Source organism: Streptomyces sp. NPDC027672, assembly GCF_055566335.1.
Genome location: NZ_JBVHSO010000010.1, coordinates 1 through 25,308, shown reverse-complemented (window position 1 = coordinate 25,308; position 25,308 = coordinate 1). Strand labels below are relative to the sequence as shown.

The 25,308-nt window shown below is 70.3% G+C and carries 21 protein-coding genes and 1 tRNA gene; 15 read left to right on the top strand and 7 right to left on the bottom strand.

The window, feature by feature from the left end:
- Window positions 1–4: 4 nt before the first annotated feature.
- The 12 genes from ACZ4SV_RS23810 (at window position 5) to ACZ4SV_RS23755 (ending at window position 13,986) form a co-directional block, all read left to right on the top strand.
- Window positions 5–4,471 (top strand): coiled-coil domain-containing protein, encoded by a 4,467-nt coding sequence (locus tag ACZ4SV_RS23810; protein ID WP_468006310.1) that lies wholly within the window; start codon window positions 5–7, stop codon window positions 4,469–4,471.
- Complete coding sequence (locus tag ACZ4SV_RS23805) at window positions 4,452–5,564, top strand: Wadjet anti-phage system protein JetD domain-containing protein (protein ID WP_468006309.1); 1,113 nt, start codon at window positions 4,452–4,454, stop codon at window positions 5,562–5,564. The genes ACZ4SV_RS23810 and ACZ4SV_RS23805 overlap by 20 nt, the downstream gene beginning before the upstream one ends.
- A 530-nt stretch (window positions 5,565–6,094) precedes the next feature.
- Complete coding sequence (locus tag ACZ4SV_RS23800; protein ID WP_468006308.1) at window positions 6,095–6,748, top strand: HAD-IA family hydrolase; 654 nt, start codon at window positions 6,095–6,097, stop codon at window positions 6,746–6,748.
- A gap of 89 nt (window positions 6,749–6,837) precedes the next feature.
- On the top strand, window positions 6,838–8,040 hold the full coding sequence (locus tag ACZ4SV_RS23795; RefSeq protein WP_468006307.1) for a helix-turn-helix domain-containing protein: 1,203 nt from the start codon (window positions 6,838–6,840) through the stop codon (window positions 8,038–8,040).
- 193 nt (window positions 8,041–8,233) lie between these two features.
- Entirely contained in the window at window positions 8,234–8,680 is a 447-nt protein-coding gene (locus ACZ4SV_RS23790; protein WP_468006306.1) for a recombinase family protein, read from the top strand.
- Window positions 8,677–8,871 carry a hypothetical protein gene (locus tag ACZ4SV_RS23785; RefSeq protein WP_468006305.1) on the top strand — a complete coding sequence of 65 codons (195 nt, stop codon included), beginning with the start codon at window positions 8,677–8,679 and terminating at the stop codon, window positions 8,869–8,871. The genes ACZ4SV_RS23790 and ACZ4SV_RS23785 overlap by 4 nt, the downstream gene beginning before the upstream one ends.
- A gap of 64 nt (window positions 8,872–8,935) precedes the next feature.
- Complete coding sequence (locus tag ACZ4SV_RS23780; RefSeq protein WP_468006304.1) at window positions 8,936–9,823, top strand: glycosyltransferase family 8 protein; 888 nt, start codon at window positions 8,936–8,938, stop codon at window positions 9,821–9,823.
- Window positions 9,824–9,921: 98 nt separating this feature from the next.
- On the top strand, window positions 9,922–10,698 hold the full coding sequence (locus tag ACZ4SV_RS23775) for a phosphotransferase (protein ID WP_468006303.1): 777 nt from the start codon (window positions 9,922–9,924) through the stop codon (window positions 10,696–10,698).
- Window positions 10,698–11,429 (top strand): glycosyltransferase, encoded by a 732-nt coding sequence (locus ACZ4SV_RS23770; RefSeq protein WP_468006302.1) that lies wholly within the window; start codon window positions 10,698–10,700, stop codon window positions 11,427–11,429. Before ACZ4SV_RS23775 ends, ACZ4SV_RS23770 begins: the two co-directional genes overlap by 1 nt.
- Window positions 11,426–12,340, top strand: a complete 915-nt coding sequence (locus tag ACZ4SV_RS23765; protein ID WP_468006301.1) for a PIG-L deacetylase family protein — start codon at window positions 11,426–11,428, stop codon at window positions 12,338–12,340. The genes ACZ4SV_RS23770 and ACZ4SV_RS23765 overlap by 4 nt, the downstream gene beginning before the upstream one ends.
- The gene (locus tag ACZ4SV_RS23760; RefSeq protein WP_382704525.1) at window positions 12,334–12,948 is read left to right on the top strand and encodes an AAA family ATPase; all 615 of its coding nucleotides are present in this window, start codon (window positions 12,334–12,336) and stop codon (window positions 12,946–12,948) included. Before ACZ4SV_RS23765 ends, ACZ4SV_RS23760 begins: the two co-directional genes overlap by 7 nt.
- Window positions 12,949–12,954: 6 nt before the next feature.
- Complete coding sequence (locus ACZ4SV_RS23755) at window positions 12,955–13,986, top strand: glycosyltransferase (RefSeq protein ID WP_468006300.1); 1,032 nt, start codon at window positions 12,955–12,957, stop codon at window positions 13,984–13,986.
- Here the strand turns inward: ACZ4SV_RS23755 and ACZ4SV_RS23750 are convergent.
- The 6 genes from ACZ4SV_RS23750 to ACZ4SV_RS23725 form a co-directional block, all read right to left on the bottom strand.
- A complete protein-coding gene (locus ACZ4SV_RS23750) occupies window positions 13,983–15,068 on the bottom strand; it encodes a phosphotransferase (RefSeq protein WP_468006299.1) in 1,086 nt (361 codons plus the stop codon). The two genes, ACZ4SV_RS23755 and ACZ4SV_RS23750, sit on opposite strands and share 4 nt — an antisense overlap.
- A 106-nt stretch (window positions 15,069–15,174) precedes the next feature.
- Complete coding sequence (locus tag ACZ4SV_RS23745; protein WP_468006298.1) at window positions 15,175–16,878, bottom strand: relaxase/mobilization nuclease domain-containing protein; 1,704 nt, start codon at window positions 16,876–16,878, stop codon at window positions 15,175–15,177.
- Window positions 16,879–16,882: 4 nt separating this feature from the next.
- Window positions 16,883–17,239, bottom strand: coding sequence for a plasmid mobilization protein (locus ACZ4SV_RS23740; RefSeq protein WP_468006616.1), 357 nt, complete (start codon window positions 17,237–17,239; stop codon window positions 16,883–16,885).
- 118 nt (window positions 17,240–17,357) lie between these two features.
- Window positions 17,358–17,430: transfer RNA gene (locus ACZ4SV_RS23735), tRNA-Arg, on the bottom strand.
- A gap of 128 nt (window positions 17,431–17,558) precedes the next feature.
- Window positions 17,559–19,181 (bottom strand): IclR family transcriptional regulator domain-containing protein, encoded by a 1,623-nt coding sequence (locus ACZ4SV_RS23730; RefSeq protein ID WP_468006297.1) that lies wholly within the window; start codon window positions 19,179–19,181, stop codon window positions 17,559–17,561.
- A gap of 469 nt (window positions 19,182–19,650) precedes the next feature.
- The gene (locus ACZ4SV_RS23725) at window positions 19,651–20,961 is read right to left on the bottom strand and encodes a M6 family metalloprotease domain-containing protein (RefSeq protein ID WP_468006296.1); all 1,311 of its coding nucleotides are present in this window, start codon (window positions 20,959–20,961) and stop codon (window positions 19,651–19,653) included.
- Between the two features lie 278 nt (window positions 20,962–21,239).
- On the opposite strand from ACZ4SV_RS23725, the gene ACZ4SV_RS23720 reads away from it, so the two are divergent.
- The gene (locus tag ACZ4SV_RS23720; RefSeq protein WP_468006295.1) at window positions 21,240–21,887 is read left to right on the top strand and encodes a TetR/AcrR family transcriptional regulator; all 648 of its coding nucleotides are present in this window, start codon (window positions 21,240–21,242) and stop codon (window positions 21,885–21,887) included.
- Window positions 21,888–22,107: 220 nt separating this feature from the next.
- The gene (locus ACZ4SV_RS23715; RefSeq protein ID WP_468006294.1) at window positions 22,108–23,646 is read left to right on the top strand and encodes an MFS transporter; all 1,539 of its coding nucleotides are present in this window, start codon (window positions 22,108–22,110) and stop codon (window positions 23,644–23,646) included.
- Between the two features lie 83 nt (window positions 23,647–23,729).
- Here ACZ4SV_RS23715 and ACZ4SV_RS23710 read toward each other — a convergent pair whose 3' ends face one another.
- The gene (locus tag ACZ4SV_RS23710; RefSeq protein WP_365879800.1) at window positions 23,730–24,239 is read right to left on the bottom strand and encodes a MarR family winged helix-turn-helix transcriptional regulator; all 510 of its coding nucleotides are present in this window, start codon (window positions 24,237–24,239) and stop codon (window positions 23,730–23,732) included.
- A 110-nt stretch (window positions 24,240–24,349) separates the two neighbouring features.
- On the opposite strand from ACZ4SV_RS23710, the gene ACZ4SV_RS23705 reads away from it, so the two are divergent.
- Window positions 24,350–25,141, top strand: coding sequence for a dioxygenase family protein (locus tag ACZ4SV_RS23705; RefSeq protein ID WP_397937852.1), 792 nt, complete (start codon window positions 24,350–24,352; stop codon window positions 25,139–25,141).
- The last annotated feature ends 167 nt before the right edge of the window (window positions 25,142–25,308 follow it).

Sequence of the window (25,308 nt, the reverse complement as noted above, 5' to 3'; positions counted from 1 at the left end):
TGTCGTGCTGGACCTGGGCGGCGCCGGCCGCCCCGTCGAGCACTACCAGGACTCGGTCTTCGGTGACGCTCCACCCCTGCTGCGGCCCTCGCCGGCCACGGTGATCCTCCTGGAGAACGGTGGCGGGAAGTCAGTGCTGCTGAAGCTGATCTTCTCCGTTCTGCTCCCCGACCGACGGCAGACTCTAGGCACCACGAACACGCGCGTCCTCGACAACTTTGTCCTTGCGAAAGACGTCTCGCACATCGTTCTGGAATGGATGGACGTCAGCACCGGGAAGCTGCTGCTGACCGGCAAGGTGATGGAGTGGCGGCAGCAGTCGGCCTCTGCCGCGGTCGACGCGCTCAAACAGCAGTGGTACTGCCTGCGCCCCAACGACGGGATGTCGCTGGACGTGCTGCCCTTCAAGGCCGAGGGCCAGCCCCTGCGCATGGCGGCGTACAAGCGAGAGCTGCACGAGGCTTACGCAGCGGACCAGAGCCTTGAGCTGGCGTGGTTTTCCCATCAAGGTGACTGGAAAGAGCGGCTTCAGCAACTCGACATCGACCCAGAGCTGTTCCGCTACCAGCGGGCCATGAACGTGGACGAGGGCGAGGCAGCTAACGCTCTGACGCTCGATTCCGACGCCAAGTTCGTAGAGTTCCTGCTGGGTGTTGTGATCCGTACGAAGGAACTGGACCCTCTTGCGTCCCTGGTGAACGACCATGTGCAGCGGCTGGCCAATCGCGGCACCCTGGTCACGGAGCGCGCGTTCGTCGCCGGAGCCCTTGACCTTCTGGGGCCGGTCGACGCGGCGGGCCGTGCGCTGAAGGATTCGGTTCGCGCATACAAGGAGGCGGAGCTGGCGCTCGTCCGCTTCGCTGCCCAGGTACGTGCCCGTGCCGAAGTCGAAGAAGGCAAGCAGGAGGTACTCGGCAAGGAGAGCGAGCGTACCCGCAAGGAGCTGGCGCTGGCCGCGCGCCACAAGAAGGAGTGCGAGGACATCGAGGCGGAACTCTCCCGGCTCCTCGCTGAGATGCGGCTCTCCGAGGCCAATGCCCTCGTGAGGACCTGTGACACGCAACTTGTGCAGGCCCAAGAGGAGTGGAAGGCATGGGAGGCGACACCGAAGGTTCTGGAGCACGACGTCAGTGCCGCAGCGGTGAAGGACCTCACCGCTTTGGTCGTCGCGACCGAGGAAAAGGCCCGGCCGGCGCTCAAAGAGCGGGACGACGCGGCACGTCGTCTGGCGCGCGCGCTCTTGGCAGGCGCCGACGAGGCAGCCGCGGTCGAGGCCACGGAACTCGAGCAGCGCGACCTCCACAAGGAGAAGCTGGCCACCGCCCGCGCGACCGCACGGGACGAACTCAAGACCGCCGTCGTCGCGGAGAACACGGCCGATGGATGCCTCAAGGACATTGCTGAGGTGATGGCGCGCGTCAGCGATGCAGTCACCGAAGGACTGCTGCCCGACGCCGAGGCGCTGCCGAGCCGCCTTCGTGAAGTAGGGGATGAGCTAGGGAAGCTGCGCCGTCGTATCGCCGACCTGGAGAAGGAGCGAGAAGAACTCACCGAGCGGGAAGCCACTGCTCAGGACGAGCTGCGGGAGGCGGCGGAAGAAGCGGCGGGACGCAAGCAGGCTCGTGACAAGGCGTCGAGCGACCACGAGGAAGCCGTCAGGCGGACCAGGAAGCTGGAGAACGAGCCCCGGACGCTTGAGCTGCTGGACAGCGAACAGGCCGACCTCGACCGCGATGCGGAGGAGTTGCGCAGGCGACTGAGTGAGACGATCTCAGCAGCAGAACGTGACATTACCGCCCTCAACGCCGCCGAATACGCTGACGAGCGGGCGCGGCTGGCATTGGCCGACGGGGAACTCCTGCCTCCGCCAGCCGTGATCGCGGACGCGTGCGGGTTTCTCAAAGACGCAGGCATCATCGCCACTTCGGGATGGCAGTACCTGGCCGGCATTCCGGACCTAGAGCGGCGCCGTGCGTGGGTGCGGCGATCGCCTCACCTCGCTGCTGGCGTGCTCCTGAACGACCCCGCCGACCTTCCCAAAGCCGAAAACTTGCTCGCCGAACTGAGTCCTCAGCCGACAGTTCACGTCGCCGTCGCCACGACCCGTGCCTTCGACGAAGCCGGAGCCGATCCCATTGCGAGTGTGGCCACCGCGATTCCGCTGCACCCGGCACTGCACGACCCGGAGGCGGCTGCCGCCGAGCACCGGCAGATCGAGCTGCGTCACGCCGAACGCGTCTCGGAACTGAGGGATCTGCAGGCTCGGCGTACAGGGGATCAACGGCTCCTACACCGGGTCGAGGAATGGCGTGCAACGTATCCCGTGGGATCGCTCGCGACTCTAGAGCAGAAGTGGGCGGATACGCGGCGTCTCCATGCCGAGGCCCTGGACATTGTCACTGCTTGCCAGAACGCTCTCAAGGCGGTCCAGAACAGGAGGGGAGAGGTCGGCAAGGAACTGCCTGAGTTGTACGGTGCGGAGAAGAAGTTGGACAAGCAGGAGCGTCGGCTTGTCGACCTGTCCGTGCAGACGGGCCGCGTCCCGGCATTGGCCGAGAAGGAGAAGAACGCACGGGCCCAGGCAGAGGCGCACCACAAGAAGGCTGAGGAAGCCGAGGAGCTTGCCGAACAGCACCAGACGCAGGTCTCCGAACATGGACGAAGCGCCGACGAGGCCCGCCGTACCGTTCGCTCGCTCAACGAACGGCGCGCCATGCTGCCCGGCGGCGAAGAGGTGCCGGTCTCGGACCCCGTCCCCGACCTGTCCATCGCCCTGCTGGATAGTGCGTACGCACAAGCCGTCCAAAACTACACCCGGGTGGAGGTTGGCAGCGATCTCCTGAAGGAGAAGAGCGACGCCGAGGGGCGGGCCGCCCGTGCGAACGCTGCATACCTGGCCTTGGACGAGCGCGTGCGCGTACGTGCCGCAGCGCTGCTGAAGACCCCACAAGGCTCCGAGGAATCCGCACGCGCAGCCCAGACGGACAGCGCTGAACGTCTCGTGAAACTACGGGAAAAGGCCAAGGAGAACGCGGTCGTCACCCATTCGAGGTGCAGGGATCAGTTCGACGAGGCGACGAAGCGGGTCACCAGCCGAGTGCTGCTGCCGGAGGCTCCCGCAGACATCCCTCGGTGCATCGCGGCCGCAGAACACGCCGCCGCGCGCAGCGTTGCCGCTCTTCAAGCACACGCCGAGCGCGAGAAGGAGCATGTAGAGGCTGAGCAGCGGTTGGAGGAAGCGCAAACGGCGGCGCGCTCCTTCCGATTCATCACCGGAACCGTGGCAGGCGACACGGAGCACGCTGCCGACGCAACGGCTCCAGGCTGCGCCGACGTAGAGCCGTATCCGGGTGATGCGGAGTCGGCGCAGCACGCGTATACGGTGCTGCGCAAGGCCGTCACATCCGCTGCGAGGACCCGCGAGACCGATGAGAGGGCCCTTGAGGAGCGGGCAGGCGCGTTGCAGCGGCATGCGACCGCCGCAGAGTTCAAGGATCTTCTCCTGCCGGTGCAGAGCCAGATCCGTGTGTCGGGCTGGCAGACGACCGCTGCTCGCGCAGGGGAATGGGCCGAGGCCCTGCACCCGCGTCTGCTGTCGCTTGACGAAGATCTAGAACAGACAGAAGTTCACCGTCGGCTGATCGTGGATAACCTGCGCGGGCTCGTCAGCAATGCCCTCAACACGCTCCGGCGGGCTCAACGGGTCTCACGTCTTCCCGACACCCTGGGTGACTGGTCGGGCGAGGAGTTCCTCCGTTTCCGCTTCCGGCAGACCGATGACGTACACCTCGCGGAGGCACTCGCAGAGGTGATCGACGAAGCAGCGGCCGGCCAGAACACCGACGGCCGTGCCGTCAAGCGCGATGGCATGTCACTGCTACTCCGCGGTGTAAGAGCAGCCGTCCCACGCGGGTTCCATGTGGAGGTGCTGAAGCCTGATGCGGTTCTGCGTACCGAACGTGTCCGGGTGTCGGAGATCAAGGATGTCTTCTCCGGCGGCCAGGTGCTAACTGCGGCGATTCTGCTCTACTGCACCATGGCCGCACTTCGTGCCAATGACCGTGGGCATGTGCAGCACACCCACTCCGGCGTCCTTTTCCTCGACAATCCCATCGGCCGGGCCAACGCCGACTATCTGCTGGACCTGCAGCGCAAGGTAGCGGAGGCGCTCGGTGTGCAGCTCATCTACACCACAGGGCTTTCGGACGACAACACGCTCAAGCGCTTCCCGCTCGTACTTCGGCTCCGAAATGACGCGGACCTGCGCACTGGTCGGAAGTACCTGATGGTGGCTCAACGTGTCCAAGAGCAGCTCGACGCCCTCGACGCCCCGGATGGCGGAGGGCAGATTACAGCTACTCGGATCATGTACCTTGGCGCGGACTCAGGCGACCTGGCCAGGGAGGCCACCAACGACGATGGGCATGACCCCGACGGAGGGGGAGGCGCTGATGAAGCAGCGAGAGATTGACTTCCTGGGGTTTCTCACTGCCATGGCGAGGCGGAAGAAGGGTCGCAAGACCAGCCGTACCCGTATTGGGTTGGACGAGGTGTGGACCGCCTTCCGGCAAGTTCCTCTGCGGAATCCAGAGAATGAATACGAACCCATTGTTCTCGCGAGGCAGCTGGACTCTCTTGAGGAACACGGCAAGATTGAGCAATTCAAGAAGCGTACACGTGAGACAGTGACACTTCCGGTGGGTATCTGGCTGCTACCCGACGCCGCTCCCAGGCCCGTGCCGCCGATGCCGGTCTGGCACCACGAGCTGTATTGGTTGGCGAAGGAGTGGCGCACCGCAACTGACCGCCAACGGGCTGCCTACCTGGCCGTCAACGCATGGTTCTTCTCCGGTCCGGACCTTTTTCATGTACCCCTACGGGAGCGCGCTCTGGAGATCTTCGGCCGATTCGGCTCGGAGGAAGACTTCTCTATGCCTGAGAAGACCCTTGACACTCTCCGTTCCGGCCCGCTCTTCGGGGACCGTGATCGGCTCCACGAGGTCCTGCGCACATTCACGGTCCATCCGCCCCTGCTGGCGGAGGACTTCGTCGAAAAGGTGGGCAACGGCTACTACCAACGCGTCGGTATGGGGGACGTGCTTCTGGTTGTCGAGAACGTGACCACATGGTGGTCCCTCGTCAATACTCTCCCTGAAAATCATCGGCTGGGGTACGTGGCCTGGGGTCTCGGCGGCACCTTCCGCGCGTCCATCCATACGATCTCGGCGAAGCGAGACATCGCCGAGGTCCGGTACTTCGGCGATCTCGACCTCAGTGGCCTCCGCATTCCGGCTGCGGCCGCAGACATCGCGCGTAAGCAGGACCTTCCACCGGTCCGGCCCACGGAACGGCTCTACACCGCACTGCTGGACATGGGCGTCCCACGGCAAGGCAAAGAGCCTCCTGCCGAAATGTCCATGGCTGCGGATCTGGTTGGCTGGCTACCTGTGGACCACCGCAAAAGGTCGACGATCCTATTGGCCAGAGGGCGACGGCTGGCACAGGAGTGGGTGGGGTACCGACATCTGAGCCGGGACGAGGGTTGGTACGGCGACGTGTGCTGAGATCGGAGCCGACTCTTACCTTTGTGGAGTGACATCTGGAAAATAGACCGCTATTCGCTCACGCAATCGGCCTCAGAGGAGGAGTCTGAGGCCGAGTAAGAGTCCTTCCTGGAGGGTGGGATGTTCTCCGGGATAGATGCTTTAGAAGTGAGATTGAATCCGTGCCGGTCGGTTTCAGACTGTGCCTCGCGGTGCTGTCCTCCTGATCAGCGCAGCGAGGCGTCGTGCCTGATGCGGGGCCTGACGTCTGGCGCGGAAAACGGTGAATTTTCTTCACTGGCGTCTGGCGATGAGCTGGCCTGGGCGCACGGGGCATCGGCGTGCCGTGGTCGCTAGGGCTCGACGGGCGGGGACGCGAAGGCGCGGATGAACGGCCTGTGTCTGCCATCGAGCGTCCCTCAGGCCAGGCGTTTCTTCGGATGGGGCGCCAGGCGCTCGCGCGAATCGGTGAGGGAGGCTTCGCCCGGCCGCGTGGTCGATGCGCGGTAGCGTCGCCGGGGAGAACCCATCAGGGAAGGAACGATCGCCGGATGCCGCACAGGACTGATGCCGCCGACAGGCGCGGCCTGATCCTCGACTTCGCCGGGGTGCTTACCGCCAGCCCGATCGATGTCCACCGCGCCTGGTGCGTGTCAGAAGGGCTGGATCCGGGCGCGTGGCGCAGCACTCTCAACGATCACCCTGAGGGCCGGCGTCTGTACGCGGCTCTGGAGATCGGGGAGATCGGGCAGGCCGAGTGGAACGAGGGCACGGCGCCACTGTTGGGTGCGCATGTGGATCCGGTGAACCTGATGGGGCGGGCCTGGGCCCGGGTGCCTGTGGCCCGTCGGATGGTCGCGCTCGCGCGTGCCGCGCGTGCCGCCGGCCACCGGCTTGCCTTGCTGTCCAACAGCTTCGGCCTCGACCCATTCAACCCGTACGAACACGTCGGCATCTGGGACCTGTTCGACGTGCATGTCGTCTCCGAGCTGGTTGGGATGGCCAAGCCCGATCCGGCGATCTACGAACTCGCCCTGGAGCGGATCGGGCTGCCCGCCGAGCGGTGCGTGTTCGTGGACGATCACGCGGCGAACCTTCCGCCGGCCGCCGATCTGGGCATTGCCACGGTCCACGTCACGGACGAGGATGAGGCCGTGACCGAGTTGGAGGCCCTCCTCGGTGTCACAGCGGTGCTCGCCGCGTGAACCCAACTGCGGTCTGATCAAAGGCTGTCTGCTCCACCGCTCCAGCCAGTACTGTCCGTGTGGGGCCCATCACGCGGAGGTTCTGGAGCATGCAGTGGTCGGAGTACACCACCTCTGAGCGCTTGAAGGCGCTGCGCGGCGGCATGACACAGGAGCAGTTGGCGGAGGCGGCCGGCGTGTCTGTCGGCGTGGTCCGCAAGCTCGAACGCGGTGGAACGGCTTCCCTGCCGTCCCTGCTGTCGATTGCCGATTCGCTCGGCACGGACATCGCCGTGCTCCTCGGTCAGCAGGCGCCACGGCGTTCCATGGACCGCGACGAGCGGGCCGCGTTACGCCTGGTCTCCGCAGCCACCCATGACGCGGCCATCGGCATCCCCGCCGAGGTCGAGCCGGGCACCGTCGAAGAGCTCCGCGCCGTCGTCCGTCGCGCGGATGCCGCGTACTGGGGAGGCCGGTACACCGAGCTCGGCACTCTCCTTGGGCGGCTCCTTCCCGAGGCGCGGGCCAGGTTCGACATGGCCGGCCTCGATGAGCGGGAGGCCGCCGCCGGCGTCTTGATCGACACCTTCCAGACGGCGGGCATGGCCGCCAACGTGCTCGGATCACGAGATCTGGCGTATGCGGCGCTGACGTACGGACGGCAGATCGCCGTGCAGGGCGGAGACGATCTCCGTGACGCGCACCTTGCCGCCACCACCGCGTGGGTCAACCTCCGCGACGGCCGGACCAAGCAGGGCTTCCTCCTTGCCGCAGCACAAGCCGACCGGATCGAGCCCAAGATGAGCGAGCACGACCCGGACCGGCTGAGCGTGTACGGGCAGCTCGTCACGAACGCCGCCGTCGCCGCGTCCCGGGGCGGTGCGAGCTCGGACAACGCCCGCGAATACCTCTCTCAGGCGCACGCCGTCGCCGCCCGAATCGGGGACGAACATGCCCGTGGCGCGCACGCCCAGCCGTACGGACCGATGTACGCCGCAACGCAGGCCATGAGTATCGCCGTGGCCCTCGGTGATACGGCTGGAGCGCTGCGGCTCATGGACACCGTTCGCCTGGACGACACGGTGCCCCTGGCCACTCGGGCCCGCTACGGCCTGGACGTAGCGCTCACCCAGGTCGAATGCCGACGGTGGGAGGCCGCGGCCGACACCCTCCAGGCCGTCTGTGCGATGGCCCCGGGATGGGTGCGTCACCAGATGCTTCCCGGCGTCATCATCAGTCGGCTCGCCGGGGTGTCCGTCAACCGACTGCGAGGACTGGCGAACTCCGCGGGCGTACCCCTCGGCGTGCGTTGACCTGCGAGCCGAAGTACCACGGTCCGTAGTAGGTACGGGCGCGCCATCAGCGCGACTGCTACGGGCGTGGCACACCTTCGTGCGCCCCTGCTTGCACTGCCACGCAGCGTGGCGGTCCGACCGGATACGAAGTCTCTCCACTGCGACGGGCCGTGCCTGGGCCCCGACTCCGCAGCCCAGCAGCCTTGTGGGCATGCCGACCAACCCGCCCGGCGGCCTCGGGCACGTACCCGTCGCCGTCTACTCCTGCGCCGCCACCTCCACCGCCCTCGGTGAGAGCGAGGAGCGTGGCCGCTACTACGCTGACGCCCGGCACTGGCACGTCGCCGGCGTCTGGTCCGACCCCGCCCCGTCGCTGCCGCTCATGGAGCGGCCGGGCTGGCAGGCCGTCACGGCCGCCCTGTCCGCCGGAATGATCCGCGGTGTCGTCGTCAGTGGCCTGACGCATGTCGCCGCCGACGCCGCCCAGTTCGCGGCGCTCGGCGTTCTCCTCCGCGACCGGGGAGGGTTCCTCGCGGACGCGTCGAGCGGTACCCCGACCCGTCGAACACCCGGCCAGGCCCGTCGCCGCCGTGACATCGCGGACGCGGCCTCCGGCTGGTTCACGCAGACAGGCACGTACGAGGAGGACGGCTTGTGAGCGCCCGGCGCGCCTGGGTCGGTGACCTCGTCCGGGACGGCGGCGGACGACGGGCGATCATCACCGACGTCCGTGCCGGCGGCACCGTGTGGGTGCTGCGGCCGCCGACCGGCGGTGGCCCCCACTGGGAGACCGACGACCCCGACAGCCTCGAAATCCTCGCCCGCTCCGAAGCCAGGGACACGCCGTGAGCGACCGCGCTCGCTGCCGACCTTCCGTCATGCCCGTGCACCACGCCTGAAAGGCGAAGTCCCCGTGTACGCGTTCGGCCTCTGCATCGACCAGCAGTACCTCGTCCCCGGCCTCGCCGCCCTCGCCGGCCTGGCCGACAGCCTCACCCCGGCGGCCCGCCGCGAAGCTGCCGTACGGGTGCTCACCCTCGACCTGACCCCGTCGCAGGCCCTCCTCCTCGCCGACCTCGCCAAGCGGGCCGGCTTCGGCTCCTTCGACCTCCGTCGATGCGCCCCTCTGCGCTCCTCGCGCATGGCAGACGCCTCGTACATCACCGTCACCACCTATCTGAGGTTCGAGTTCACGCCGAGCTTCGTCCGCCGTCCCTACCTGATCTACGTGGACGCCGACGTACTCGTACGCGGAGATGTGAGCGAGCCGCTCGGCGCCCTCGCGCCGGACGAGACGGGTGCCGTGCGGGACGAGTTCAACCCGGCCGTCGGCGAGTGCCCGGCGCTGCCCGGAGCCGCCGAGCGCTGGCCCCACCTGCTCGGACGCCCGTACTTCAACGCGGGCGTGCTCTGGGCCCACACCGACCACATGCCCCGCATCCGCCGAGGCGTCGAGCAAGCCCTGATCCACGCCCGGCGCCACATCCTCCACAACGACCAGGACGCCCTGAACCTGTGGCTTCTGCGATCCGGCCGAGTGCGCTCGGTGTCCGGTGGTTTCAACCGGTTCGAGGTCGGTCGATTCCTGGAACGCGGGAACTGGGTGCGCCGGGTCGTCACGCGGTCGCCGAAGCCCGATCCGGCAGCGGCCCTCGTGCACTTCGTCGGTCCCGAGAAGCCGTGGCAGGCCGAATGCCCCGTCACGGAGGAAGTCGTCGAATACCGGCGGCACCTGAAAAGGGCCATGCGTCACGTCCGGCGTCTGGGTGCCGTCGGCGTGGAACCGGCGGGTGTGCGGTGAGTGCGGGGAAACCGCCCGCTGTCTCGCGCGCTGCCCTCGCCCTGACTGGGGCACCGGCCCGTACCGCCTGCCGGCTGTCCGCACGTACGCGCACCGTCGTGTACCGGGCGGGCCTGGCCGACGGACGCGGTGTCGTGATCAAGCTGTACGCGGCGACCGCACGCCGCAACGCGATCACGGAGAGCGCTGCCATCCGGGCTGTGGCCGATCACGTCCCCGTACCGGCCCTCATCGGATACGGGCACGTTCCAGGCCACGAGGCGACCGCCCTCGTCACCGCCGACCTCGGCCCGCTCACCCTCGGCAGCGCCATGCGCTCCGGCCGGATCTCCGACGAGCGAGCTCTGAAAGACCTGGCCGGCCTGCTCGGCCGCCTGCACCGGGCCCCCGTCCGGCCGTCGGCCCCACGCCGGCCGCTCCACGAGCAGGTCACCTCACTGGGCCGCCGCTGCCCGCCCAGCAGCCTCGACCGCATCGCGCCCGCGCTGGCCACCATCGCCGACGCCGTCCACACGGCGCCCGTGTGGTGCCACGGCGACCTACACGGCGACAACGTCGTGATCGCCGGCCCCCGAGCCATCCGCCACCTGGTCGACTTCACCGACGCCGCGGCCGGTCCCCGCGAATCCGACGTCGCCCAGACCCTCGTCATGACCGGCGCCCTCTCGACTCTCCGGGCCCGCACGGTCACCGACGCCTACCCCCTTGCCCTCGATCACCACCTGTTGGGCGCCTGGGTCATCCTCCACACCCTGCGCTCCTGGGCGCATTCCTCCCCAGGCGACGACCGCGCCTTGTGGGCCCGCCGCCTGGACGACCTCAGCCGACGGACCCCGCACTTCTTCCGTACGCGCCGCCCGGAAAGGACGCGCTGATGAGCACCCCCGCCCTGTCGGTAGTGATCCCGGCCTTCAACGAGGCCGGCTACCTGCCCCGCTACCTGCCCTCCGTCCTCGCCTCACTCACCCGCTGGGAGGAGATCACCGGCCGTACGGGAGAGGTGATCGTCGTCGACAACGCCAGCACCGACGCCACCGCCGACATGGCCTCCTCCTTCGGTGTCCGAGTCGTCACCGAGTCCGTCCGCAACATCGGCCGGGTCCGCAACACAGGAGCGGCAGCCGCCCGCGGTGGCCGGCTCTTCTTCACCGACGCGGACGTGGCTCTGCCCCTGGAGGCGGTCACCGCTGCTGCTGCCGCCATGGACGCCGGGGCCGTCGGCGGCGCCATCCCGCCGCTCTACACCCCGGAACGGCTCGGCGCCCGCCTGCTGTGCGCCTACTGGGACCACTACCGCACCCGGAGCGGCGGGGCCCAGGGCGTCAACCAGTTCTGCACCGCCGACGCCTTCCACCACATCGGTGGGTACCGGGACGACCTGTTCATGAGTGAGGACGTGGAGTTCTTCGCCCGCCTCACCGCCCACGGCCAGGCCACCGACCGGCCCGTGACCATCCTCGACGAGCTGCGCGTGCGCCCGTCGACCCGCCGCTACGACCAGTGGTCGAGCCTGCGGATGCTCTGGTGGCAGAACCCCGTCACCGCCCGCCTGCGCCTCCGGTCGCCCCGCATGTGGCGCCACTGGTACGAGACGACCGTGCGATGACGAAGGAGACTCCTGTGCAGCCCCAGTTCCTGGGAGACCTGCCGGTGCCGGACGGGCACGGCATCTACACCTTCCCCGACGACCTCCACCGTGCCCACCAGACGCACACCCGGCAGCTCGCCGCCCGCCACCGGAACCACGACCACAGCGTCCTGGAGGTGACCGCACCCCACACCCGCGTCCCGTACTACATCGAGGCGCGCACCCCCGTCGGCCGTCCGGTCCTCGTTATCGAGCCCCACCACGACGACTTCGCCCTCTCCGCCTCCGGAACCTTCCTCGCCCGCCCCCGACCGCTGACCGTGGCCACCGTCTTCACCCGGTCCCGGAGCGTGCACCCCGCCCTGGAGGTCACGTACGCCGACGTCGACACCGTGTCCGAGCTGCGCGACCGGGAGGGTGCCGCCGCGCTTGCGCCGTTCGCCGCCCGCCGACACATCCTCGGCCACAAGGACGCCGAGCCGCCGTACCGTCCCTACGACCCACAGGTGCTTGACCGGGTCACCGAAGACCTCGGTCGGGTTGCCGCGGCCCACCCCGGCACCGAACTCCTCGCGCCCGCCGCCGTCACCCGCCACCCCGACCACCTCCTCGTCCATGAGGCCGCCGTTCGCCTCGGCTGCACCTGGTTCTGGGAGGACCTCGCGTTCTGGTCGACGTACGCGCTCGCCGGCTGCGACCAGAACCTGTTCCGTGCACGTACGGGGGCGACGATGCGGCCCGAGTTGGTGGACATCACCGACGTCGTCCTGGACAAGGTCACCGTCCTGCGGATGCACGGCTCGCAGATGCACCCAGCGCGGAAGATGTACCGGCCGATCCGGCATGCCTTCACCACGGCGGCCGACCTCGTCGACGGGCCCGGCCCGTACGCCGAACGCTTCTACCGGATGGAGGAGTCGACGTGCTGATCATCGCCCTGGAGGGACCCTCCTACGCAGGCAAGTCCACGGCGATACGTCACCTCCGCCGCACCGCCCTCGGCTCGCGGGCGTTCGTCTCGGACTGCTACGTCAGGCACATCGCCCACCGCGACGACATCCCTCCGGCCCGGACCGACTCGGCCGCTGCCCAACTCGCCGCCTTCGAGAGGTTCATGGAGATCGAGGCGACCCGCCTCGCCGAGGCCGCCGCGAGCGGCAGGCAGCTCGTCATCCTCGACCGCTCCGTGGACACCCTCCTCGCCCACGCGTACGCCCTGGACGCCCTGTTCGGGTACGGCGTCCACCACCAGCTCCGCGACCGCCTCAAGACGCTTTCCTTCCTGCGCCCCGACCACACCCTCTACCTCGACGTACCGGCGGAGACGCTCCACCTCCGCCGCAAGACCGCCGGCCACACCGCCGCTGAGTCCGAGTACTTCCTCCACGAGCCGGGCTTCCTCCGCCACGCCCGCGACTACTTCGTCCACACGCCCCGTCGGCCCGTGACGCGAGAGCTCACGGTCCTGGCCGCCGACGCGGGGCCGGACGATGTGGCCCAGGCCGTGGAAGCCCTCGTCACCTTCTGGGCGAGGTGAAGGAAGATGCCCACCGCCCTGTTCGCCTGGCGCCGCACCCCGCCCCCGTTCCTCATTGGCGGCGCCGAGGTCACCCAACAGCTCCTCGCCGAAGAACTCGCCGCCGCCGGCTGGCACGTCACCTATCTCGGCTCGCACGAGGCGCCCTGGGACGGAGCCACCCAGCTCCCCGACATGCGTGCCCACCTGGACCAGCATCACGTCCCGTACGACGAGGCGGACGGCACCCTGCGCTACCGGTGGAACGGGGTCGAGTGTGCAGCGTTGACGCAGAACAAGGTGGAGCACGGGCTGGGCAGCCTCCTGGGAGATCTCCGCCCTGATGTCGTGTTCACCTCGCAGGAAGGCTCGGCGCAGCTCGCCGCGCAGGCCAGACCGACCGCGCTCGTCGTCGGCCTCCTGCACTCCGTCTCGGCCACCGGACTGGGGGTCCTCGCCGGCCGACCCCACTACGGCCTCGCCGTGTCGGATTTCGTCCGGGCACGCGCCCCCCACACGCCTGGCACCCGCCTCGCCGTGATGTACCCGCCGTTCGCGCTGCCCGGGGAGGGCTCGGGCGAGGCCCGCACCGCGTCCGTACTCATGATCAACCCCATCCCCGCCAAGGGATCCGAGCTACTGCACCAGCTCATCCGTCTCATGCCGGAACAGCACTTCACCTTGGTCGAAGGCTGGTGGGACACCGCCGCCGACTTCGCCGCCTGCCCGAACGTGACGTACGTGCCCCGCGTGTACGACATGGGGCCTCTGTACCGCAGCCATCGCCTGCTGCTGGTCCCGTCCACCGTGGAAGATGCCTTCCCCCGCGTGATCGTCGAGGCCGCGCTCCACGGCGTCCCGAGCATCGGGACCGACCGGGGCGGCATCCCCGAAGCCATCGGCGACGCCGGAATCGTCCTGCCGAGCACAGCCGGCCCCGAGACGTGGGCACGCGCGATCCGAGAGGCGGACCACGAGGCGCTGGGCATGAGGGCCCGGCGTCAGGCGGTCACGTTCACGCGACCGTGCCTGCCCGAGCTTCGGGAGCTGGGGCTCTAGGCAGATCCGGCGAATGCCCGCTCCACCACGTCGAGCCGCTCCGTCCACCAGTGAAGAAGCGCCTCGTCGGCGAGGAACAACTCGTCGCAGGAGTGGTCGCCCCGGTCGTAGTGGAACTCGAGCTGCCAGAAGTCCGTCATTCGCTTCCACCACAGTCGCCGCGCGGCGTCGACCAGATCGGCCGACTCCAACGGGATCACCGACTGGTAGCCGGCCACGAAGGCAGCCACCCGCTCCAGGTCGAACACGCCCTCCACCCCGAACTGCACCTGCGCCGTACGAACGACTTCTTCCGCGTACGGGCGGACTCCCAGCCGATCCCAGTCCAGGACGGCAACCAGTCCGCCGTCCGCCCAGAGGAGGTTCCGGTACTGGAAGTCACCGTGCGTCCAGCCATGCGGGCCCGCAGGGGCGTCTCCCTCGGGGCGCAGGTGGGCGTGCTTGTCGAGGAGGATCTTGCGCTCTTCGAGGGCAGTTCCCGCGGCCCTGTCGAAAGCGTCGCCCGCGCCCCGGGCCGACACGGCTCCGGCAAGCCGGTCAGCCTTCTGGACGGCTCGGCCGGCCTCGGTCACCTCAGCGGTGACCGAGGCCGGCACTGCGGTCATCCCGGCCTCATCGACAGCACGGCCGAGTGCCGTATGGAGTCCCGCGAGGTGTGTGCCGAGCTTGGACGTCTGCGTCAGCGACAGGTCAGTTCCGCGAACGTGTTCCCCGGCCGACCAGGGAAAGAGGCAGTAGACGCCACCGCGGACCTCGGCGATCACATCGCCGTGGACGGTGGGGAGCGGGGCACATACGGGGACGCCGTACGAAGCCAGGACGGGAAGGACCGCGAGGTTGCGACGCAGTCGATCGAGCGGCACGTCTGTGACCCGCTTGAGGGCGAACCTCCCGGCCCGGGTGTCCAGCCGCCAGTTCACGTTCATGAGGCCATCGGCCAGGTGCTGTCGGTCCAGCACTTCGTCGATGTCGTATGCCCGGATCAGCTCGGCAAGATCGTCTGTGGGGAGGTGCGTCCTGTCCGCCACGTTCGCGTCGGTCACCCTGGCGACGATACGGGAGTCGGCCGTGCAGACGCACAAGGATCACTGGTCTGCCTCGGCAGGACGCGCCCGTTCCCGGAGGGAACGAATCGGGTGTTCCCCGAGGGAACGCTTTCCCTGTTCCCTCGGGGAACACGAGGGTCGGTCAACGCCGCCGCACCTGCGGCTGCTGTACGGCGGTCGGTGTGGCCGCCGGCGGGTGGACCGGGGTGGCAGGGAGCCGTGTGGTGCTGCGGGCCATGGCTGCCTGGGCGAGGGGGCCGGGTGCGTGGCGTTGCCCGAGGCGGTGGATGCGCCAGGTCAGGGCACGCGCTGGGTTGCGGGCGTCATCGAGAGCGCGTTGGCCGAGGGCCTGGTCGAGGAGGGTGGACGGGGTGTGGCCGGCTGTCTCCGCGTCGGCGAGGACGGTGGCGAGGGCGTCCCAGGCGGGGTCCTTCAGGATGCGATCGGCGTGCTCGGGGACGGCCTGCTGGAGGTGGCGGGCGTAACGCTGCTTGGTCTGGATACCGGGGGCGCGGCGGGCGAGATCGTCCAGGACCGGGACGGCGACCTGGGCGTACGCGGTCTGGAGGTGGACGAGGGCCTGCTGGGCTGCTGCCTCCTGTTGGGCGTGCTGGTGGGTGCGGTGCCAGTGCTTCGCGAAGGCCACGGAGATGAGGGCGGCGTCCAGCAGCATCGCCAGCCCGGCGCCGTCGCTTGTTGCGGCGCGGGTGCGCAGGATCGTCTGGAGGCTGCGGCGCAGGACGCGGGCGCTGTCGAAGTCGGCGGTGATGCGGGAGCGGGTGGCGCGCTCGAAGACGGCGGCGGCACGTTCGAGCTCGCTCCTCGCGGCGGCTGGTGCGGTGAGCGGGAGCAGGTCGAGGGCTCCGCCGAGGGCGACGAGCTGGCCCTGGGCGACGTGGTCGTCTCCGTGGGTGAGGCGGCGGGGGATGCGTTCGGTGGCGGCGGTGGCCTGGTGCCAAGGGTCGGCCGCCCGGGCGGTGGCCGGTTCGGGGGTGGTGGAGGTGAGGCGGTGGCGGATCTTGGGCAGGGAGAGGTCGCCGGCGAGGGTGGAGCCGGAGAACCACACGGGCTCGCCGTGCTTGTTGAGGTCGCCGGGCAGGGCGACGCTGTAGCCGAGGACGTCGCCGGACGGTCCGGTCTTGGGGCGCACTACGACGCCGGTCGCCTCCAGCAGGGCGAAGAATATGGTCTCGGTGGAGGCGGCTGCCACCGCTTGCCGTACGCGCGTGCGCAGGATCTCGCGGGTGGTGGTGTCCTGGCCCAGGCGCTTGGCCTTGAAGCGCTCCTTGCTGGTGGGGCGTTTGGCGGCGGTGCCGTCGCCGGGGTTGAGGCGGCGCAGGCCGAGGTCGGCTTCGATCTTGCGGGCTTCGCGCTGGACGGCGCGGATGTCGTGGTCGCGGCGGGGGCGGCGGCCGTCCTGGCGTACGAGGGTGGCGGCGATGTGGATGTGGTCGTCGGCGTGGCGGACCGCCACCCAGCGGCAGGCTTCCTCGTCGCCTTCGGGGGCGATGCCGGCGGCGGCCACGATCCGGCGGGCGACGTCCGCCCACTGGGCGTCGGTCAGGATCGGGTCCTCGGGCGCGGCGCGGACCGGGCAGTGCCACACCGTGGTCGTCGGGGCCTTGTCGCCGAGCATCTTCACGGGCTGGTCGAGCTGCGCGGCGAGTTGGTCCTCGACATCCTTGGGGTTGCGGTGGGGGCTGCGGCCGGGGTCGGGGGCGAAGTCGTTCCAGGACGCGACCAGGTGCGGGTCGGTGTGCTCGTTGGCGGAGCCCGGTCCGTACAGGTAGCCGATGAGGCGACGGGTGGCGCGAGCACCCTTGCCAAGGATGATCTTCGGAATCACGTGCTCACCGCCCTGAGGTCACCTGAGCGACGGCCACGTCCACATCCGCGATCGACGCTTCGACCCGGTCCAGCAGCCTTTGCACGAGGTCCAGTGCGGGCCACGCGCCGTCCTTGTTGAGATGCCATGCGAGCTGGTTGAGGTTGCCGCCGATCTTGCCGAGCTGCCCGTTGGCCGCCATCAGCGCCTTGACCATGGCCCGGTAGTCGGCCACCGCGGCGGTGGGATCATCCGCATGGGCGGCGGCCAGCGAGGTCTCGGCGACATAGCCACCGACGGGCATGCGGCTGAGGGCGGCGGCGTTCGCGAGGAGGGTGAACTCGTCGTTGCTGTAGCGGGGGTGGACGCGCTTCTCGCGCAGCGTGGATTCGCGAAGGCGGCGGCGCGGCGTGGGCGGCTGTGGGGCCCCGGACGGGACGTCCGGGGCCGAGTAGGCCCCTTCCCTGAGGAGAAACCCCAGGTCAGGGCCATGCGTTTAGTGCCCCCGGCAGGATTCGAACCTGCGACACCCGCTTTAGGAGAGCGGTGCTCTATCCCCTGAGCTACGAAGGCGTGGGTGGGCGTCCTGGTGGGCGCTTGGTGGACAGGGTACCGGATCCAGGGCGGGGCCCCGGGTGGGGTGCGGGGGTCGTGGGTCGGGTGGCCGGGGCGTGGGTGACGCGGGGTGCGGGGGTCGGAGGTCAGGTGGGTGGGACGTGGGTGAAGCGGGACGTGGTGTGTAGGTCCCGTTCGATGCGGGCGGCCGTTTCGCGGAGGGCCGGGAGCAGGGTGTCGGCGCAGTCGGCCAGGGTGCGGCGGGCCGCGTGCGTGGCCACGTTCAGCGCGGCGACCGCGCGGCCCGTGCGGTCCCGTACCGGTACGGCGACGGACCGCAGGCCGGACTCCAGTTCCTCGTCGGCCAGCGCGTGCCCCTGCGCCCGGACCTCGGCCAGCCCCGGAGGCAGGGGTCCGTCGGTGTCCGCCAGGAGGACGCGGCCCAGCGAGGTCGCGGCGGCCGGCAGCCGCGCGCCCACGGTGACCCGGACGGTCAGTACCCGGCCCGCGCCCGCCCCCGCCGTGTACTGGATCTCGGTGCGGTCGGGGGTGAGGACCGCCAGCGCCGCCGGCTCGTCCAGCCGCTCCGCCAGGGCCCGCAGATGCGGTTCCGCCAGGCGGGGCAGCGATGTCCGGGCCAGGGGCGGGAAGCCGAGGTCCAGGACGCGCGGGGTGAGAGTGAAGGCGTGCTCGTCGTGCGCGGCGATCAGGCCCAGGTGGTCGAGGGTGAGCAGCGCCCGGCGGGCGGTGGCCCGGGACAGGCCGGTCGCCCGTGCCGCCTCGGCCGGGGACAGCGCCGGGCGGCCCTCGCCGAACGCCGTCAGTACCGTCAGACCACGGGCCAGCGACTCCACGAAGTCCCGGCCCAGCTCGTGCTTGGACGCCGTCGTCCAGGCCGCCAGACCGGCGGGCGCGGGGCCCGGCTCGGGCGGCGGCGCGGTGCGCAGGGCGGCCTCCATCGCCCGTACCGCCGTACGCAGCCTGGGCAGCAGACTGGTGCGCAGATCCGCCGCCGCGTGCCGACTGGTGTGGCTGACCACGCTCGCCACGCAGACCGGACGGCCGGTGCCCGGGTCGCGCACCGGCACGGACACCGCGACCAGGCCCGGCTCGATCAACTGGTCGTCCAGCGCCCAGCCGTCCCGGCGGGCCCGGCGCACCCGCTCCGCGAACGCGGCTTCGGTCTCCTCGGCGGCGGGGCCGGGGGGAACCGCGGGGAACGCCGTACCCTCGGGGTCCTGGGCCCGGCGCGCGCGCCAGCGGGACCACTCCGCGTCCGTCCACTCGGTGGCGAACAGGGCGCCGGGCGCGGTGCGTTCGGCCGGCAGCAGGTCGCCGATGCGGAAGCTGACGGACAGCGCGCGGCGGCGGGTGGCCTGGTGGATGAAGCGGATGCCGTCGCCGTCGGCGACCGCCAGCGACACCGACTCGTCCAGTTCGTCGGCGAGGGCGTCGGCGTGCGTGCCGAGCAGCGCGGGCAGGCGCAGGGCGGCGAGGTAGGCGTTGCCCAGCTCCAGTACGCCGGGGGTGAGGACGACGTCCCGGCCGTCCAGGCGGACGTAGCCCATGCGGGCCAGGGTCGCGGTGATCCGGTCCACCGTGGAGCGGGCGAGACCGGTGGCCCGCTCCAGCGCGCTCGGGCTCAGCGCGCCGCCCGCCTCCGTCAGCCGCCGCAGCACCCCGACCCCGCGCACCAGCGGCCCGACCACCTCCGCCGGCGTCCCGGCCCCGGCGCGGGCGTCGGCATCCACTGCGGTCATCGCGGGCATCGTCTCTCCGGTACGGCATGGGGGCACGCCTACGGTAAACCCCGACGCCCCGGCCGGCCTCGGTCAGCCTCGATCGGCCTCGGCCAGCCCGGAGTCCCGGAGTCCCGGAGTCCCGGAGTCCCGGAGTCCCGGAGTCCCGGAGTCCCGGAGTCCCGGAGTCCCGGAGTCCCGGAGTCCCGGAGACCCGGAGACCCGGAGACCCGGAGACCCGGAGTCCCGGTCGGTTCCCGGCCCCGGTCGCCAGGTCAGCCGAGCAGCCCACCCGGCCCCGGCAGGTCAGCCGAGCAGCCCGAGCAGCCCGGCCAGCTCAGTCGGCCTCGGCCAGCCCAGTCGCCCCGAGCACGGCCCACCCGGCCCCGGCCGCCCCGCTCACCTCGCCCCGTAGCCAGGCCACCCGAGCAGCCGGCCAGCCCGCCCCACCAGCCACCCCTCCCCACCACCCCACCCCCTCCTCACCCCGTACTCACCGTCACCCCGTACTCACCGTCACACCCCCGCCCCCACCCCCCGTTCGCGTCACACGGATCCGGCAGTTGCCGTCCGCGTCCATCGACACCACGTGCACGCTGATGCCGTGCCGTGGGTCCTTGAAGGTCTCGCCGGCGGTGAACGGGGCGTCGGAGAGTTCCGCGTGGACGTTGGGGCTGCGGGTGCAGCCGCCGCTGCCGCGGTGGCTGTCGAAGACGGTGACCGGGCCGCGGCCGGTGTCGACCGCGGCGTCGATCTTGTAGATGAGTACGCCGGGCCGGCACACCGCCTCGTCGTTGCCGCCCTGGGCGCGGACCTCCAGCGCGTAGGTGCTGCGCGCGGTGACCGGTATGAGAACCAGCTTCCCGCCGCCCTGCTGGTAGAGCGGGGTCAGGGCGAACTCGGCGCTGCCCGGTGCCGCCGCGCAGCCGACCTGTCCGCCGTCCAGCCAGCCCAGCTTCCACTTGTGCCAGCCCAGCAGGTCGTTGTTGGCGCCCCAGTCCTCGCTCATGATGTCCCAGTGCCCGACCGCGCCCCCGCCGTCCTGCGTGTAGAGGTCCGGCAGGCCGAAGGTGTGGCCGTTCTCGTGCGGCAGCACCCGGTAGCCGGTGCTGTCGTAGGAGCCGGAGCCGTCGTCCTGCCGGGAGTAGACGAAGGAGGCGTTGGATATGCGGACGCCGTCGGCGACCGGGGCGTCGTCGTTGCCGGCGAAGGTCACGGAGAGCACGGTGTCCAGGGCGGAGGGGCCGGCGTTCGGGGTGACGAGCACGTTCAGCAGGTCGTAGTCGCGGAAGTCCACCTTCGGGTCGGCGGCGGCCACGAGGTCCTGCACCAGGTTCCGGTACCCGGGGTCGAAGGGGGCGCCGCGCTCTATGCCGTAGTCCTGGAAGCGTTTGGGCATGCGCAGCCAGGTGGTGACGGGGGTTTCGGGGCGGTAGTCGAGCCGGCCGTACGACGCGGTGTGGAACCAGTCCTGGGTGTGCGGGAAGAACTCGTGGAAGCGGTCCATCGCGCCGCCCTCGCCGGGCGCGTCCGGGAAGTCCACCATCAGGGTCAGCGCGTGCACCGTGCCGGTGGAGCGGGAGTAGCCGGCCGGTGTGGGCAGGCCCTCGGTCATCTGCACGTCCAGGCCGCCGTGGATCATGCAGGGGACGAGTGCGGCGGAGCGGGCCAGGCCGACGGGCCCGGCGGTGGTCGGCGCCGTCAGGTGCCCGGTCCCGGCCGAGGTGCTGACCGCGAGGGTCAGTGCGGTCACCAGGGAGAGGGCGGCCATCCGGCGCGGGCGTATGCGGCGGCGGGGCTGCGGCTGCATGCGGGGACCTTTCGCGCCACGGCAGCCGCCGGTCTCCGGCTGCACCCTTGCGCACACCCTGTGCCGACGGCGCGGGGGCCGCGCGCTGGAGGAGGCCGACGGTGGGAAAGCGGGACGGCGGAAGGGTGAATCCCGACGGATGGTGAGTGTGGCTCAGGTCACAGGCATTCTTTTCCCTGGCCGGAAATAACCGGGGACGCTCTCCCCGTTTAGCCCTGTGTCCGAGCGAAACGGGGACCTGCTCCCCGGATCGCCCACCACGACCTTCAGGAGTGCCCGTGTCCGCCGCGACCGCCCCCGCAGCGCGCAAGGTGACCCGGCCGCGCGCCGACGCCCTGCGCAACCGGGAACGGATCGTCACCGCCGCCCGCGAGATGTTTGTCGAGCACGGCCCGGATGTGCCGCTGGACGAGATCGCCCGCCGGGCCGGCGTCGGCAACGCCACGGTGTACCGCAACTTCCCCGACCGTGACGCCCTCGTCCGCGAGGTCGTCTGCTCCGTGATGGACCGTACCGCCGAGGCTGCCGAACTGGCCCTCGCGGAGACCGGGGACGCCTTCACCGCCCTGGAGCACTTCGCGCACGCCGCTGCCGACGAGCGGATCAGCGCGCTGTGTCCCATGGTGTCCAGCACGTTCGACCAGCACCACCCCGACCTGGAGGCCGCCCGCGAGCGCGTCGAGCAGCTCGTCGAGGAGATCATGGCCCGGGCCAAGGCGGCCGGGCAGCTCAGGCCGGACGTCGACGTGGGCGATCTGATGATCGCCGTGGCCCAGCTGAGCCGGCCCCCGGCCGGCACGGACTGTCTGCGCGGCGACCGCTTCGTCCACCGCCATCTCCAGCTCTTCCTCGACGGTCTGCGGGCGCCCGCCCGCTCGCTCCTGCCGGGGAGGGCCGTCAACCTCCGGGAGCTGCGCGGCTCCTGACCGATCAGTCCGGCTCCCGTGCCCGGTCCGCCGGCCGTACGGCGGCCGGTACGGCCGCTCCCTCCGACCGCACCTTCCGTCCTTCCCGTTCGCGTCCGCCGCTTTCCGACTCCGTTCGCGCTCCCGTCACTTCATCTTTCCGCCTTACTCCGTTTTCTCGTCATTTTTCGGCACGCCTGCCGACACCGTCTGCTCCCGAAGTCCCGAAGTGGGTATCTCCATGTCCGAAACAGCCCTCAGGGCTCCCGGTCCCGCCGCCACGAGCGGTGACGCCAACCGCTGGAAAGCGCTCCTCTTCATCGCGCTCGCCCAGCTGATGGTCGTCCTGGACGCCACCATCGTGAACATCGCCCTGCCCGCCGCCCAGCAGGACCTGGGCATATCCGACGGCAACAAGCAGTGGGTGATCACGGCCTACGCGCTCGCCTTCGGCGGTCTGCTGCTGTTCGGCGGCCGGGTCGCCGACCTGTGGGGCCGCAAGCGCACCTTCGTGCTCGGCCTCGCCGGTTTCGCCGCCGCCTCCGCGCTCGGCGGCGCCGCCACCACCGGCACGCTGATGTTCGGCGCCCGCGCCCTCCAGGGCGTCTTCGGCGCGCTGCTCGCCCCGGCCGCGCTGTCCCTGCTGGCCGTCATGTTCACGGACGCCAAGGAGCGCGCCAAGGCGTTCGGCATCTACGGCGCCATCGCGGGCGGCGGCGGTGCCGTCGGCCTGATCCTCGGCGGGTTCCTCACCGAGTACCTGAACTGGCGCTGGACCTTCTTCGTGAACGTCCCGTTCGCCGTGGTCGCCGCGGCCGGCGCGTACTTCGTCATCCGGGAGCCGGCGGGTGCCCGCAACCGCTCCCCGCTCGACGTCCCCGGCGTGATCCTGTCCACCCTCGGCCTGGTCGCGCTCGTCTACGGCTTCACCCGCGCCGAGTCCGACGGCTGGGGCGACTCGGTGACCGTGTCGATGTTCGTCGGGTCCGTGGTGCTGCTGCTGGCGTTCGTGCTGGTCGAGACCAAGGTCAGGGCGCCGCTGCTGCCGCTGCGCGTGGTGACCGACCGCAACCGCGGCGGTATCTACCTCTCGCTCGGCCTCGCCATCATCGGCATGTTCGGCCTGTTCCTCTTCCTGACCTACTACCTGCAGATCGTGAAGGGCTACTCGCCGGTCAAGACCGGCTTCGCCTTCCTGCCGATGGTGGCGGGCATGATCACCGGCTCCACCCAGATCGGCACCCGGCTGATGACCCGGGTCCCGGCCCGGCTGCTGATGGGCCCCGGCTTCCTGGTCGCCGGCCTCGGCATGCTGCTTCTGACCCAGCTGGAGATCGACTCCTCGTACCCGGCGCTGCTGCTGCCCGCGATGCTGCTGCTCGGCCTCGGCATGGGTACGGCGTTCATGCCGGCGATGTCCCTGGCCACCCAGGGCGTCCAGCCCCGGGACGCCGGTGTCGCCTCCGCGATGGTCAACACCTCGCAGCAGGTGGGCGGCGCGATCGGCACCGCCCTGCTGAACACCATCGCCGCCTCGGCGACCACCTCGTACGTCAAGGACCACATCGCCGGTGCCACCGCCAGGCCGCAGCAGGAGCTGGTGCAGCTCCAGGGCATGGTGCACGGCTACAGCGCCGCGATCTGGGTCGCCGTCGGCATCCTGGCGCTCGCCTCGCTGATCGCCTTCACCTTCGTCAACGCCGGCCGTCCGGACACCGGCGCCGTGGTCTCGGGCGAGGGTGCCGAGGACGAGCTGCCGGTGCCGGTGATCGCCCACTGAGCGGCCGTACGGTGAGCCGCCCGGCGGGCTGGGTCTTTCGTTTGGATCGGCCCGCGAGCCCGGCGTGATCCGAACGAGAGGCCCTAGCGCAGCCAGGGCAGGTCCGCGCCCGCTTCCTTGGGCTGGAGGCCCTCGGCGACGATCTCCATGATCTCGCCGAGGGCCTCCTGCTGTTCCGGGCTCAGCCGGTCGAACAGCGCCTGCCGTACGGCGGTCACATGGCCGGGCGCGGTGTGCCGCAGCACCTCGTAGCCCTCGTCGGTGAGGACGGCGAACTGGCCGCGCTTGTCGGAGGGGCAGTCCTCGCGGCGGACCCAGCCGTTCTTCTCCAGCCTGGCGATGGCGTGCGAGAGCCGGGAGCGGGTGATCTTCGCCTGCATCGCCAGCTCGGTCATCCGCAGCCGGCGCCGCGGGGCCTCGGCGAGGCCGACGAGGAGGCCGTAGTAGATGTGCGGCATGCCCGCGTCGCGCTGGAGCTGCCGGTCGAGGTGGTCCTCCAGCAGGGTGGTGGCGTGCAGGTAGGCGCGCCAGACGCGCTGTTCCTCGTCGGTGAGCCAGCGCTGCCGCGCGACGGAGTCCGGTGCCGTGTTCATGTATCCACTGTACGAGGCAGCTTCTTGAAACTTGAACAAGTGGTGGGTAGGGTGTCGCCGAGACTGCTTGAGAGTTAAAGCATCTTCATCGAACCACCGGAGCCGCCACCATGTCCGCCACCGCCCAGGAGCGCATGCCCGCCCTGTACCTCAGCCACGGCGCCCCGCCGCTCGCCGACGACCCGGTCTGGCCCGGCCAGCTCGCCGCCTGGTCCGCCGCCCTGCCCCGGCCCCGGGCGATCCTCATGGTCTCCGCCCACTGGGAGGAGGCCCCGCTCGCCCTCGGCGCCGTGCGGACCGTCCCGCTCGTCTACGACTTCTGGGGCTTCCCCGAGCACTACTACCGGGTCCGCTACGCCGCTCCCGGCGCCCCCGCCCTCGCCGACGCCGTCCGCAAGCTGCTGCGCGCCCCCGGCCTGCCCGTCCAGGACATCCCCGACCGGGGCCTGGACCACGGCGCTTACGTCCCGCTCGTCGAGATGTACCCGGACGCCGACATCCCCGTCCTCCAGGTCTCCCTGCCCACCCTCGACCCGGTCCGGCTCATGGACCTCGGCCGCAGGCTCGCGCCGCTGCGCGACGAGGGCGTGCTGATCGTCGGCTCGGGCTTCTTCACCCACAACCTCGCCGCCCTGCGGCACACCGGGCCGGGCGTGCCGAGCTGGTCGGCCGAGTTCGACGACTGGGGCCGCCGGGCCCTGGAGGACCGCGACTGGGACGCCCTGCTGGACTTCCTGGACAAGGCCCCGGCCGGCCGCTACGCCCATCCGCGCACCGAACACTTCGCCCCGCTCTTCGTCACCCTGGGCGCGGCGGACGCCGGCGGCGGGCCGGACGCGCAGAAGTCGGTGATCGACGGCTTCTGGATGGGAATGGCGAAGCGGTCCGTGCAGTTCGGATGAGTGGCGGACCGGACCGCCGCGGCGCCGTGTGGTCGCCGGTGACCCGGAGCGGGCGCCGGGGCCTGCCCTAGATGTTCTGTCCGGGGAGGTTGTGGACGGGTGAGCCAGGTCTCGGCTGAGGGATCTTGAACAGGTGAGGGCCTTCCGGTTCGGTGTGGATTGCGACA